The sequence below is a fragment of the Ectorhizobium quercum genome (genome assembly GCF_026552795.1).
Lineage (GTDB): Bacteria > Pseudomonadota > Alphaproteobacteria > Rhizobiales > Rhizobiaceae > Ectorhizobium > Ectorhizobium quercum.
Genome location: NZ_JANFPI010000009.1, coordinates 24588 through 38337 on the forward strand (window position 1 = coordinate 24588; position 13750 = coordinate 38337).

At 66.7% G+C, this 13750-nt stretch carries 7 protein-coding genes; all 7 read left to right on the forward strand.

Annotated elements, in window-relative coordinates; translation table 11 throughout:
• The 7 genes from NOF55_RS20405 to addA all read left to right on the forward strand — a co-directional run bounded on the left by NOF55_RS20405 (nucleotide 1) and on the right by addA (nucleotide 13718).
• Nucleotides 1–276, forward strand: coding sequence for an HPr family phosphocarrier protein (locus tag NOF55_RS20405; RefSeq protein WP_306412966.1), 276 nt, complete (start codon nucleotides 1–3; stop codon nucleotides 274–276).
• Between the two features lie 243 nt (nucleotides 277–519).
• A complete protein-coding gene (ahcY, locus tag NOF55_RS20410) occupies nucleotides 520–1920 on the forward strand; it encodes an adenosylhomocysteinase (protein WP_306412967.1) in 1401 nt (466 codons plus the stop codon).
• Between the two features lie 198 nt (nucleotides 1921–2118).
• A complete protein-coding gene (locus NOF55_RS20415) occupies nucleotides 2119–4713 on the forward strand; it encodes a sensor histidine kinase (RefSeq protein WP_306412968.1) in 2595 nt (864 codons plus the stop codon).
• A complete protein-coding gene (gene tsaE, locus NOF55_RS20420) occupies nucleotides 4710–6227 on the forward strand; it encodes a tRNA (adenosine(37)-N6)-threonylcarbamoyltransferase complex ATPase subunit type 1 TsaE (RefSeq protein ID WP_306412969.1) in 1518 nt (505 codons plus the stop codon). Before NOF55_RS20415 ends, tsaE begins: the two co-directional genes overlap by 4 nt.
• 15 nt (nucleotides 6228–6242) lie before the next feature.
• Entirely contained in the window at nucleotides 6243–6980 is a 738-nt protein-coding gene (locus NOF55_RS20425) for a nucleotidyltransferase family protein (RefSeq protein ID WP_306412970.1), read from the forward strand.
• The gene (gene addB, locus NOF55_RS20430; RefSeq protein ID WP_306412971.1) at nucleotides 6977–10174 is read left to right on the forward strand and encodes a double-strand break repair protein AddB; all 3198 of its coding nucleotides are present in this window, start codon (nucleotides 6977–6979) and stop codon (nucleotides 10172–10174) included. The genes NOF55_RS20425 and addB overlap by 4 nt, the downstream gene beginning before the upstream one ends.
• Complete coding sequence (addA, locus tag NOF55_RS20435) at nucleotides 10164–13718, forward strand: double-strand break repair helicase AddA (protein WP_306412972.1); 3555 nt, start codon at nucleotides 10164–10166, stop codon at nucleotides 13716–13718. Before addB ends, addA begins: the two co-directional genes overlap by 11 nt.
• Nucleotides 13719–13750: the final 32 nt, after the last annotated feature.

Consider the following 13750-nt stretch of genomic DNA (forward strand, 5'->3'; position numbering starts at 1 on the left):
ATGACTTCGCTTTCGCGCGAATTTCCCATCATCAACAAACGCGGACTGCACGCGCGCGCCTCGGCGAAATTCGTGCAGACGGTCAACGCCTTCGACGCCAGCGTGATCGTTTCGAAGGACGGCATGTCCGTCGGCGGAACCTCGATCATGGGCCTGATGATGCTGGCCGCCAGCCCGGGCTGCTGCGTGGTGGTCTCGGCCAGCGGCAACCAGGCCGCCGAGGTGCTCGACGCGCTCGAGCGGCTCGTCGCCGACCGCTTCGGCGAGGAAATGTAACTCCAGTCCCGTTGCGGTTCGCAAAACCCTGTTCTCCGCCCGTGCGCCGTGCGGAGCATGCCATGCCCCCATTCTCCGGCACCCTGTCGACATAAAGATATAAAGACTTCTTTATGTGGCAATTGCCATTGCGCGCAAAGCCTGATAAAGCCTTTTCCCGGTTATGCTCGCCGCGTGCGGGTTCCATCGAGCGCCGCCCTGCCAAGCCAGAGATGCGGCTCATCCATCATCCGGGAGTCTGCCATGAGCACCGACAAGGATTACATCGTTGCCGATATCGACCTTGCCGCCTACGGCCGCAAGGAAATCGACATTGCCGAAACCGAAATGCCGGGCCTGATGGCCTGCCGCGCCGAATTCGGCGATTCCAAGCCGCTGAAGGGCGCGCGCATTTCCGGCTCGCTTCACATGACCATCCAGACCGCCGTCCTGATCGAGACCCTGAAGGTTCTCGGCGCGGACGTGCGCTGGGCGTCGTGCAACATCTTCTCGACGCAGGACCATGCCGCCTCCGCCATCGCCGCCGCCGGCATTCCGGTCTTCGCGGTCAAGGGCGAGTCGCTGACCGAATACTGGGAATACACCGACCGGATCTTCCAGTGGACCGACGGCGGCGTTTCCAACATGATCCTCGACGATGGCGGCGACGCCACCATGTACATCCTGCTGGGCGCCCGCGCCGAAGCCGGCGAGGACGTGCTTTCGAACCCCGGTTCCGAGGAGGAGGAAATCCTCTTCGCGCAGATCGGCAAGCGCCTGAAGGCCTCTCCGGGCTGGTTCACGAAGCAGCGCGACGCCATCAAGGGCGTGACGGAGGAAACCACCACCGGCGTCCACCGCCTGTACGAGCTTTCCAAGAAGGGCCTTCTTCCCTTCCCGGCCATCAACGTCAACGACAGCGTCACCAAGTCGAAGTTCGACAACAAGTACGGCTGCAAGGAATCGCTGGTCGACGGCATCCGCCGCGCCACCGACGTGATGATGGCCGGCAAGGTTGCCGTGGTCTGCGGCTACGGCGACGTCGGCAAGGGCTCCGCCGCATCGCTGCGCGGCGCCGGCGCGCGCGTCAAGGTCACGGAAATCGACCCGATCTGCGCCCTCCAGGCGGCGATGGACGGCTTCGAGGTCGTGCAGCTCGAGGATGTCGCCGCCTCGGCCGACATCTTCATCACCACGACCGGCAACAAGGACGTCATCCGCATCGAGCACATGCGCGCGATGAAGGACATGGCGATCGTCGGCAATATCGGCCATTTCGATAACGAAATTCAGGTTGCCTCGCTGAAGAACCTGAAGTGGACGAACATCAAGCCGCAGGTCGACATGATCGAGTTCGCCGGCGGCAACCGCATCATCCTGCTGTCGGAAGGCCGCCTGCTCAATCTGGGCAACGCCACGGGCCATCCCTCCTTCGTGATGTCGGCGTCCTTCACCAATCAGGTCCTGGCGCAGATCGAGCTCTACACCAAGCCCGACGAATACAAGAACGACGTCTATATCCTGCCCAAGCACCTCGACGAGAAGGTCGCGCGTCTGCACCTCGAAAAGCTCGGCGTGAAACTGACCGAACTTTCCGAAGAACAGGCCAGCTATATCGGCGTCTCGCCGGCCGGTCCGTACAAGGCGGAACACTACCGCTATTGATTGGCGCAAGTTAATCCACAAGATGTTGATGTCGCGGCCTTGACAAAGGCCGCGATTTCTTTTTTGGCCCGCTCCCTTCCCGTGGATTCCCTAAAGAAGTATCGTTTTGAGACTTGATTCGCGCATTCCTGGCGGAGTTCTGCGCGAAAATGGGATGTCTTGTCGAAATGCGGCACAAGGGACGGAGACAGACCGGTTATGACGGTACACATGCAAGGGCAGCCTTCGGGCGAGACCCAGAACGACGGTGACGAGGACCGTCGCGCCCGGGCCCGAAACGGCCTCGGCACCCTTCTGAAAAAGGCGCTCTGCAAGCCGCTTTCGCGGCGGCACACGCCGGTTCTTAGGGCCTTCCTGTCCGGCACGACCCTTTCGGGGCTGGCGGCCTCGGCCCATGCCCAGCAGGCCGAGCCCGTGGCCGCGCGCCTGTTCTCCTCGACGGAAATGGCCACCTTCTCGCTGGTGCTCGGCGTCCTGTCGGCAACGCTTCTGTCCACCGTCTGGTTCATCCGCCAGCGGGGCAACATGGAAACGGAAGCGCGCGAAATTCGTTCCGCCCTTTCCGACGCCAACCATCGCATTTCCAAGTACGAGGCGCTGATCGCCGACAAGAACCGCCGCATCGTCATCTGGGACGGCGCTGAGTCGAAGCCGGAAATCCTCGGCGCCCTGCCGCCGGAAACCGGCGCGCCCGCCGGCAACAGCGATTTCCTCGCCTTCGGGCGCTGGCTGCGTTCCGGCTTCGCCGCCGACCTCGAAAAGGCGGTCGAGACGCTGCGCACCGACGCCCGCAGTTTCGACATGGTGGTCGAGACGCTGCGAGACGAGGTGCTGGAAGTGCAGGGCCGCGTCTCTGGCGGCCGTGCCTTCGTCCGCTTCATCGCGCTCAACAACCTGCGCGCCGAACTGGCCGAGCTGAAGATCGAGCGCGAGCGGCTGCAAACCTCCATTTCCATTTTCCAGGAACTTCTCGATTCCATCGAGCAGCCGGTCTGGCAGCGCGGTCCGGACGGCCAGCTGACCTGGGTGAACCACGCCTACGGCCAGGCCGTCGACGCCGACACCCCGCAGACCGCAGTGCGCGAGGGCCGGGAAATTCTCAGTACCGTTACCCGCGAGAAGATCCGCGCCAGCGCCATGCCGGAATCGCCCTTCCAGGGCACGGTTTCGACGGTGGTGCGCGGCAACCGCACCTTCTACGACGTCGTGGACGTGAAGACGGCGAACGGTTCCGCCGGCATGGCCATCGACGTTTCGGCCGTCGAGGCGGTGCGCGAGGAGTTGAAGCGGACGCTGAGGGCACATGCCGAAACGCTCGACCATCTCGGCACGCCCGTTGCCATCTTCGATGGCGAGCGCCGGCTGCAATTCTACAACCAGGCGTTCATGCAGCTGTGGGAACTCGACATGGCGTTCCTGGAATCGGCGCCGGACAACAACGAGCTGTTCGACCGGCTGCGCAGCGCCGGCAAGGTTCCCGAGCAGCTCAACTGGAAGAGCTGGAAGGAAAACGCCCTTTCCGTCTATCGCTCGCTCGATACGAAGACCGATCTCTGGCATCTGCCGAACGGCCAGACGCTGCGGGTGATCGCGACCGCCCATCCGCAGGGCGGCGCGACCTGGGTCTTCGAGAATCTGACCGAACAGGTCGATCTCGAGACCCGCTACAACACGCTGGTCAGGGTTCAGGGCGAAACCATCGACCACCTGACCGAAGGCGTAGCCGTGTTCGGCCCGGACGGGCGCATCCGCCTTTCCAACCCGGCGTTCCGCGCCCTTTGGGGCATCACCGAGGAGCAGGCGAAGCCGGCGACGCATATCCGCGCCATCGAGACCGCCTGCGCGCCGTCCTACGACCGGCCCGACGGCTGGCGCCGCTTCGGCGGTATGATCACCAGCTTCGACGACGAGCGCCCCTCGATCGACGGAACGCTGGAGCTGCATTCCGGCCTGGTGCTCGATTACGCCGTGATCCCGCTGCCGAACGCCCAGACCATGCTGACCTTCGTCAACATCACCGACAGCGTTCGCGCCGAGCGGGCGCTCAAGGAAAAGAACGAGGCGCTGCGCAAGGCCGACGAACTGAAGAACGATTTCGTCCAGCACGTTTCCTACGAACTGCGCTCGCCGCTGACCAACATCATCGGCTTCACCGATCTTCTGAAGACGCAGGGCGTCGGCCCGCTCAACGAGCGGCAGTCGGAATATGTCGATCACATATCGACGTCCTCCGCCCTGCTGCTGACCATCGTCAACGACATTCTCGATCTGGCGACGGTCGATGCCGGCATCATGCAGCTCAACTACCAGACCACCGATCTGGACGACCTGCTGGACGACGTCGCCATGCAGATCGCTGACCGGTTGCAGGAAGCGGCCGTCACGCTCGAAATCCTTGCGCCCGCCCATCTCGGCTCCATCGTCGCCGATCCGCAGCGCCTCAAGCAGATCCTGCTCAAGCTCCTGAGCAACGCGGCCAATTTCGCGCCGGAGGGCTCGGTGATCTCGCTGACTTGCCAGCGCGAGGACGAGGATTTCGTCTTCTCCGTCGCCGACAAGGGGCCGGGCATTCCCGAGGAAATGATCAAGGCCGTCTTCAACCGCTTCAATTCGGGGGCCGGCAGCGGCAAGCGCAGCGGGGCCGGCCTCGGTCTCTCGATCGTCGAAAGCTTCGTCAGCCTGCATGGCGGCAAGGTGTCGATCGACAGCGCTCCGGGCGAGGGCACCACGGTCCATTGCCGCATTCCCGGCGGCGCCGCCGATCCCGAAGCCCGTTCCGTCGCCGCCGAATGACCGATACCGCACGCATCTTCACGCTGGCGCTGGCCGGCGAGGCCGACACGATCCGCCTCGGCGAGGATCTGGCGCTGGCGCTGAAGGCCGGCGACTGCCTCGCCCTTTCCGGCGACCTCGGGGCCGGCAAGTCGACGCTGGCGCGCGCCTTCCTGCGCGCGATGGCCGACGACCCTTATCTGGACGTGCCGAGCCCGACCTTCACGCTGGTGCAGAGCTACGACCTGCGCCTTGCGGTTGCCCATTTCGATCTCTACCGGATTGCCGACCCGTCGGAACTCGATGAGCTCGGTCTCGACGAAGCGCTGGAACACGGCGTGGCGCTGATCGAATGGCCGGAAATGGCGGGCGAGGCCCTGCCGGGCGACACCATCCGCCTCAGGCTCGATCACGACGGCAACGGGCGGCGCGCGACGATCACAGCGGGCGAGCCGCAGGCCTCCCGTATCGCCCGCAGCCTGCTCATCCGCGATTTTCTCTCCGCCCACGGCCATGCGCAGGCGGCGCGGCGGCATCTGACGGGCGATGCCTCCACCCGCGCCTACGAGTATATCGTTGAGCCGGGCAAACCGCGCCTTATCCTGATGGATGCGCCACGCCAGCCGGACGGTCCGCCGATCCGCGACGGCAAGCCCTATTCGCAGATCGCGCATCTGGCCGAGGACGTCTATCCCTTCGTCGCCATCGGCCGCACGCTGCGGGAAAAGGGGTTCGCCGCCCCGGACATCCACGAGAGCGACCTCGAGTCCGGCATCCTGCTGATCGAGGATCTGGGCACCGAGGGCGTGCTGGATGCGGACCGGAACCCCATTCCGGAACGCTACCGCGCCTCCGTCGCCTGTCTCGCCCATCTGCATTCCATGCAGTTCCCCCGCGAAATCCGCGTCACCGAAACGCATGTCCACTCCATTCCGGATTACGACGCGACCGTGATGAAGATGGAAGCCGAGCTGACGCTCGACTGGTATCTGCCGTGGAAGCGCGGCGGCAGGGGCGCGACCGAGGCGGAGCGCACCGATTACCTCGCCATATGGGACGGACTGATCGCCGAGCTTGCCGGCGCCGAAACCAATCTGGTGCTGCGCGACTTCCATTCGCCCAACATCATCTGGCGGCCGGAGGCCGAAGGCATCGGCCGCGTCGGACTGATCGACTTCCAGGATGCGATGATCGGCCCGACGGCCTACGATCTCGTCTCCGTCGTGCAGGATGCCCGCGTCACCATCGAGCGCGATCTCGTCGACGTGCTGATGGCCGACTACATGGCGCTGCGCCACGCAAAGGGCGGTTTCGACGAGGCGAATTTCCGCAAGGCCTGGGCGATCATGGCCGCCCAGCGCGCCTCCAAGCTCAACGGGCTGTGGGTGCGGCTCAAGGAACGCGACGGCAAGGACGGTTACATGAAGCACATGCCGCGCACGCTGTGGCATCTTCAGGTCGCCTTCGAGCACGACGCACTTGCCCCCTTGCGCGAATGGTGCGCGCGGGCTGGAATAGGCCCGTTCGAATCATAGGCCGGTAAGCGCGACATGATCATCCAACAGGCTATGGTGCTGGCCGCGGGGCTCGGCACCCGCATGCGCCCGATCACCGACACGATCCCTAAACCGCTGGTCGAGGTCGGCGGCAGGACGATGATCGACCGTGCTCTCGACCTTCTGGAGGAAGGCGGCGTGACCCGCGCCGTCGTCAACGTCCACCATCTGGCCGACAAGATGGAAGCCCATCTGAAGGGGCGCCGACATCCCGATATCCTGATTTCCGACGAACGCGACGCGCTTCTCGATTCCGGCGGCGGCGCGAGGAAGGGCTTCCGCCTGCTGGAAGACGGCCCGGTCTTCGTCATGAATTCCGATCTGTTCTGGGTCGAGGATGGGCCTAAGGAACAAAACAGCTTCCGCCGGCTCGGGGATTTCTTCGATCCGGCGCGAATGGACATGGCGCTGCTGTGCGTGCCGCCGGAGCGCACCACCGGCCACAACGGCAAACGGGACTTCAGCCTCGGCCCCGATGGACGGCTGAAGCGCTACCGGGACGGCATGGACGATCCGGTCGTCTATGCCGGGGCCATCGCCATGACGACCGGCCTTCTTTGCGATGCGCCGGAAGGCCCCTTCAGCCTGAACAGGACCTTCGACGAAGCGATTGCGCGGGGCCGCCTGTTCGGCCTGACGCTGCACGGCCACTGGCTAACGGCGGGCACGCCGGACGCCATCGGCGAAGCCGAAACCGCGCTTGCCCGGCTTGCAGCGGGAGCGCGGGCGTGAGCGGCGGCTTCCGCCCGCGCCTCTATTCCATCGCCCCCGGCGCTCCCTTTCTGGCGACGGTGGCGCAGACGCTCTGCGACGGCGTGCTGACGCCGGATTTCACCTACGATCCCGCCAATCCGCTTTCGCTGGCGGGCGTGACCGTCTTCGTGCCGACCCGGCGCGCGGCGCGCGCCCTGCGGTCGGAATTCGTGGACCTGCTGGGCGGGCGCTCGGCGATCCTGCCGGTGATCCGGCCGCTGGGCGAAACGGACGAGGATGCGGGCTTTTTCGACGAGGCGCCGCCCGCCCTCATCGACCTCGCCGAGCCGCTTTCCGGCCCCGGCCGTCTTCTGGAACTCGCACGCCTCATCCTCGCCTGGCGCAACCGCCTGCCCGAAGCGATACAGGCGCTTCACTCCGGTTCGCCGCTGATCGCGCCGGCCAGCCCGGCGGATGCCATCTGGCTCGCCCGCGATCTGGCCGAACTGATCGACGCCATCGAAACGGAAGAGCGCGACTGGAGCGATCTCGACCGTCTGAAGGTCGAGAATTATGCCGACTGGTGGAAGCTGACGCTGGAATTCCTGAAGATCGCAGCCGAATGGTGGCCGGCGCGGCTGGCCGAGCTGAAGCGCTCCTCCCCTTCCCGCCACAGCACCTCGCTGCTCGATGCCGAGGCGCGGCGCCTTGCCGGGCTGGCCGAGGGCGAACCGGTGATCGTCGCCGGTTCCACGGGCTCCGTGCCGGCGGCGGCCCGGCTGATCGCCACCGTGGCGAAAATGCCGAACGGCACCGTCATCCTGCCCGGTCTCGACCGGACCATGCCGGAAGACCACTGGCGGGAAATCGGCGCAGCGGACCTCTCCTCGCCCGTCTCGGACGCGGCCCGGCGCAGTCATCCGCAATACGGCCTCCACCGGCTGCTGGAAAAGCTCGGCGTCACCCGCGAGGACGTTCTGCCGCTCGGAGCCGTTCCGGCGCCGCTCGAAGCCCGCGCGGCGATCCTGTCGCGCGCGCTCGGCCCGTCGCAGGCGACGGACGGCTGGACCATGTGGCGCAGAAGCCTGCCGGCCGAAACGCTGGAACAGGCCTTCGCCGGCGTTTCGCTGATCGAGGCGGCCAACGAGCGCGAGGAAGCGCTGGCGATCGCCATCGCCCTTCGCCTGGCACTGGAAAAGCCCGGACGCACCGGCGAAGCCTCGCGCGCGGCGCTGATCACGCCCGACCGCAATCTCGCCCGCCGCGTCAGCGCGGAACTCGTCCGCTTCGGCATCGAGGCCGACGATTCGGCCGGAACGCCGCTGGCCGCGACGCATCCCGGCACGCTGATGACCCTGCTTCTGGAAGCGGCACTACGCCCCGGCGACCCGGTGGCGGCGGCCGCCCTTCTCCATCATCCGCTGGCCCGTTTCGGCATGGAGCGGGACCGCTACCGCCGGGCAGCGGAAGCGCTGGAACTGACCGCCTTGCGCGGCGGTGTGGGCGAAACCGATATCGCCCGGCTCTCCCCCCTGCTGGCGAGCCGCCTTCCGTCGTTCCGCAAAGCCGAGGAACGGGGCCACGCCCCGCACTGGCGGCCCGCATCCGGCGATCCGCTTCTCGACGAGGCGGCCGAGCTCGCCCGGCGTCTCGCGGCAGCGGTCGAGCCCCTGTCTGGCGTCTTCCTGAAACGGCGGGCGGGCGGCGGGCTGACGGCCAGTCTCGCACTTTCAGAATGGGCGGAACGGACCGGCCGGGCGCTCGAGGCCGCCGCCACCGACGAGGCGGGCGATCTTGCGGCGCTGTGGTCCGGCGAGGCGGGCGAAAAACTTGCCGGCCTGCTGGCCGCCGTCATGGAGAACGACGGCGGGGTCGAGGCCGACGGCCCGCAATGGATCGACATCACCACGGCGCTGATGGCGAGCGAGGCGGTGAAGCCGCGCGCCATGAGCCATCCGCGCGTCTTCATCTTCGGCACGCTGGAAGCGCGCCTCCAGGACGTCGACACGATGATCCTCGGCGGATTGAACGAGGGATCGTGGCCGGACCTGGCGTCCAGCAATCCGTTCATTTCCCGCAGCATGAAAGGCGAAATGGGGCTGGAGCCGCCGGAACGGCGCATCGGCCAGCTTGCCCACGATTTCGAGATGGCCAACGGCACCGCCGACCTGATCTATTCGCGGTCGCTCCGGCAGGGCTCGGCCCCGACGGTCGCCTCGCGCTTCCTGCAAAGGCTTCTGGCGCTGGGCGGCGCGGATTTCGCTGCGACACTCAGGGCCCGCGGCGATCTCTACCGGGCTTATGCCGCCGCCATCGACAGGGGCGAAAACCAGAGGCAGGCCGGGCGCCCCTCGCCCACGCCGCCGGCGGAGATACAGCCGAAGCGCTATTCGTTCTCGGAGGTCGGGCGGCTCAGGCGCGATCCCTATTCGGTCTATGCCCGCCGCGTGCTGAAGCTCGATCCGCTCGATCCGTTCAACAGCGATCCGGGCGTCGCCGAGCGCGGCACGCTCTATCACGCCATTCTCGATCGCTTCGTCAACGAGGGCCACGCGGCGGCAACGCCGGCGGCGCGCGAGGCGATGGCCCGGATCGTCGACGAAGCCTTCGCCGCCGAGGGCCTGCCGCCCCATATCGACGCGGTGTGGCGGCCCCGCTTCCGCGAGGTGGCCGCCGCCTTCCTCGACTGGGAGGCGCGGCGGCAGGGCGAGACGGCCCGCAGCCTGACCGAAGTGCGGGCCAACATGCCGCTCGAAGCCCTCGGCATCGCGCTGACCGGCAGCGCCGACCGGATCGATCTCATGACGGACGGAACGGCCACCATCATCGACTACAAGACCGGCTCCAGCCCTTCGAAGAAACAGGCCCGGACCCTGCTGGAACCGCAATTGCCGCTCGAAGCCGCGGCACTGAAGGCCGGCGCCTTCAGGGGACTGCCCGCGCAGGAGGCAGGCGAGCTGCTCTATGTGCGGCTGCGCCCGGGTCGGCGCTTCGACCAGGATATCGTCAACAACGAAGCGGCGAAGGACGGCAAGTCCGCTGCCGTGCTGGGCGACGAGGCGCTGGCACAGTTCAGCCGCTTCGTCTCCGTCCTCCAGACCGGCGAGCGGGGCTTCACCTCGCGGCTGGTGCCCTTCAAGCAGTTCGATTACGGCGGCGAATACGACCACCTCGCCCGCGTGGCGGAATGGTCGACCGCCGAAACCGAGGAGGACGGCGACAATGGCGAATGAGCCGGACATCGCGCCCGATCCGCAGGAATGGCTGAGCCGCACCGCCGAGCGCCAGAGCATGGCGTCCGATCCGGCGCGCTCGGCCTGGGTCTCGGCCAATGCCGGCTCGGGCAAGACGCATGTGCTCACCCAGCGGGTGATCCGCCTGCTTCTGGCCGGCTGCCGCCCGTCGGCCATCCTCTGCCTTACCTACACCAAGGCGGCGGCCTCGGAAATGTCGAACCGCGTCTTCGCCCGGCTGGCCGAATGGGCGGTTCTGGACGAGACGGAACTGAGCCGGCGCATCGAAGCCATCGAGGGCTTGGCCCCGGACGCGATCAAGCTGGCGGAAGCGCGCCGCCTGTTCGCCCGGGCGCTCGAAACGCCCGGCGGCCTGAAAATCCAGACCATTCACGCCTTCTGCGAGGCGCTGCTGCACCAGTTTCCGCTGGAAGCCAATGTCGCCGGCCATTTTTCGGTTCTCGACGACCGGGCCGCCGCGGCGCTGCTGGCGGATGCGCGCCGTTCGCTGCTGACGGCGACGACGACGGAAGACGACGGCGATCTGGCGGAGGCCTTCGCGCATGTGCTGTCGCTGGCCGACGAGACCGGGCTCGAGACGCTTCTTGCCGATATCGTCGCCAACCGGCAGGCGCTTTCCCGCTTTCTGGCCGGGGCAGCGGCACAGGGCGGCATCGAAGCGGTCCTTCGCGACGGTTACGGCATCGGCCCGCTCGAAACCGTGGAAAGCGTTACCGAGCAGCTCTGGCCGCTGCCGGGCCTCTCCGGCCCGATGCTGACCGCCTATCTGGACCAGGCCGACGCCAATGGCAGCGCGACGGTCAAGGCGATTGCCGCCGAGATGAGGACGGCCGTGGCCGAAACCGATCCGGCACGGCGTCTTGCCGTTCTCGAAGGCGTCCTTCTCACGAAGGAAGGCAAGCCGAAATCGCTGAAGACGCTGGTTTCCGCGGCCATGCGCAAGGCGGACCCGCGCCTCGACGATCTCGTGGCCGAAGCGGCGGCGCATCTGCTTTCCATCCGCGACCGCCTGAGGCTTTTCGCCATGCTGGAGGCGACGAAGGCTGCGCTGACGCTCGCCGCCCGGCTGCTGGCGGATTACGAGGAGCTCAAGAAGCGCCGCAGCCAGCTCGATTTCGAGGATCTGATCGCGCGCACGGCGACGCTGCTCACACGCAAGGATATCGGCCCCTGGGTGCATTACAAGCTGGACCAGGGCATCGACCATATCCTGGTCGACGAGGCGCAGGACACGAGCCCGGTGCAGTGGACGGTTATCACTTCGCTGACCGAGGACTTCTTTTCGGGCGAAAGCGCCCGCGGCAACGCCCTGCGCACGGTCTTCGCGGTGGGAGATGAAAAGCAGTCGATCTATTCCTTCCAGGGTGCGCGGCCCGAACGCTTCTCCGCCGAACGGGAAGCGACCGAACGGCGCGTTCGGGCCGGCGGCCTTGCCTTTTCTCCGATCAGCCTGCCGCTTTCCTTCCGCTCGACGGCAGACGTGCTCTCGGCGGTCGATGCGGTCTTTTCCAGCGAGGCCAATGCCCGGGGCCTGAGCGCCCGGGCCGAGCCGGTCGTGCATGTGTCGAACCGTATCGGCCATCCCGGCGCGGTCGACCTGTGGGACATGATCCGTGCCGAGAAGAGGAACGACGAGGAAGACTGGATAGCGCCCTATGATTCGACGCCGGAGAGCCAGCCGCCGGCCGTGCTCGCCCGCCGCATCGCGCTGACGATCCGGGAGATGATCGGCCACGAAACCATCGTCGAGAAGGACAGGGCGCGCTTCATCGAACCGGGCGACATCCTCGTTCTGGTGCGCAAGCGCGACAGCTTCGTCAATGCGCTGACGCGGGCGCTCAAGAACCTCGACAACATTCCCGTCGCCGGGGCCGACCGCCTGACGCTGACGGGCCATATCGCCGTGCAGGACCTGATGGCGCTCGGGCGCTTTCTCGTGTCCGAGCGCGACGACCTTTCGCTGGCGGCGACGCTGAAAAGCCCGCTCTTCGATCTTTCGGAGGAGGATCTTCTCGAACTTGCTGCCTATCGCGACGAAGGCCAGAGCCTGTGGGCGCGGCTGAAGGCGCTGGCCGATGCCGGAACGGAGCGCTATGCGGCAGCGGTCGAAACGCTCAACCGGCTTGCCGCGCTCGCCCGCTCGCTCAGCGTCCACGATTTCTATGCGCGGCTTCTGGGCGCCGACGGCGGGCGGCGCAGGTTCCTCGCCCGGCTCGGCAGCGAGGTCAGCGACATCCTCGACGAGTTCCTGACCTTCGCGCTGGACCACGAGACGACCGGCCTGCCGGGCCTTTCCGCCTTCCTCGCCACGATGGAAACGGAAGCCCCGGTGGTGAAACGCGAGCAGGACAAGGGCCGCAACGAGGTGCGGATCATGACCGTCCACGCCTCCAAGGGTCTGGAAGCGCCGGTCGTGTTTCTGGTCGACGGCGGCTCGAAGGCCTTCTCCCATTCGCATCTGCCGAAATTCCGCCTGATCGAGCGCGCGGAGGACGAGGCCGCCCTGCCCGCCTGGGTGCCGAACGGCTCGCTGGCCAACGGCCTCGTCGGCGCCGATACCGAACGCGCCCGCGACCTTGCCGAGCAGGAATATCGCCGCCTTCTCTATGTCGGCATGACCCGCGCCGCCGACCGGCTGGTCGTCTGCGGCTATTCCGGCCAGACGGAAAACCGGGACATATGGCATGCGATGGTCCGCGAAGCCCTGGCCGGCGATGCGGAGCGTTGCCGCGAGCGGACCTTCACGCTGCCAGACGGTTCGCAATGGGAAGGGCTCTCCTGGCGGGTGGCCGGCAGCCGCACCTTCGAGACGGAACCAAAGGCCGAAGCCGCCGGAAAGCCGGATACCGGCCTGCCGGCGGCGCTGTCCCGGCCGCTGCCGCCGCAGCGCATGCTGCCGCGGCCGCTCAGCCCGTCCGGCGCGGGCGCCATGATCGACGACGGCGCCGACGACGCGGTCGTCACCTCACCCCTGTTTGCGACGAAGACGGAAGGTGGCGGTTTTTTCCTGCAACGCGGCCGGCTCGTCCACCGCATGCTGCAAATGCTGCCGGATTTCCCGCCGGCGGACCGCGCGGCCGCCGCGCGGCGCTACGTGTCCCGCATCGTTCCCTTCTGGCCGGAAAGCGAACGGGAACGGCTGATCGCCTCGGTGCTCGGCGTGCTTTCGGACCCGTCGCTCGCCGGGCTGTTTTCGGCCTCGTCCCGCGCCGAAACGTCGATCATGGGAACGATCCGGCTGCATGGCCGCGATTTCGCCGTCTCGGGACGCGTCGACCGCATCGGCGACGACGGCGAATGCGTGACCATCGCCGATTTCAAGACCAACCTGACGCCGCCTTCGGATGCGGCAGCGGTGTCCTTCGCCCACCGGGCGCAGCTTGCGATCTATGCGGAAGTGCTGAAACCGCTCTATCCCGGGCGGCGGATCGAGTGCCTGCTGATCTACACGCAATCGGGAAAAGTCATCCGGCTTTCCGGACCGGTTCTGGACGAAAGCCTTGCCGCCCTCGCGGCAAAGTGAGATACGAAGTGTTGAAAATCCTTAACGGACAC

Bases quoted from the DNA above. Each gene is read 5' to 3' on its own strand.
- NOF55_RS20405 (WP_306412966.1), top strand. From the start codon at position 1: ATGACTTCGCTTTCGCGCGAATTTCCCATCATCAACAAACGCGGACTG.
- ahcY (WP_306412967.1), top strand. From the start codon at position 520: ATGAGCACCGACAAGGATTACATCGTTGCCGATATCGACCTTGCCGCC.
- NOF55_RS20415 (WP_306412968.1), top strand. From the start codon at position 2,119: ATGACGGTACACATGCAAGGGCAGCCTTCGGGCGAGACCCAGAACGAC.
- tsaE (WP_306412969.1), top strand. From the start codon at position 4,710: ATGACCGATACCGCACGCATCTTCACGCTGGCGCTGGCCGGCGAGGCC.
- NOF55_RS20425 (WP_306412970.1), top strand. From the start codon at position 6,243: ATGATCATCCAACAGGCTATGGTGCTGGCCGCGGGGCTCGGCACCCGC.
- addA (WP_306412972.1), top strand. From the start codon at position 10,164: ATGGCGAATGAGCCGGACATCGCGCCCGATCCGCAGGAATGGCTGAGC.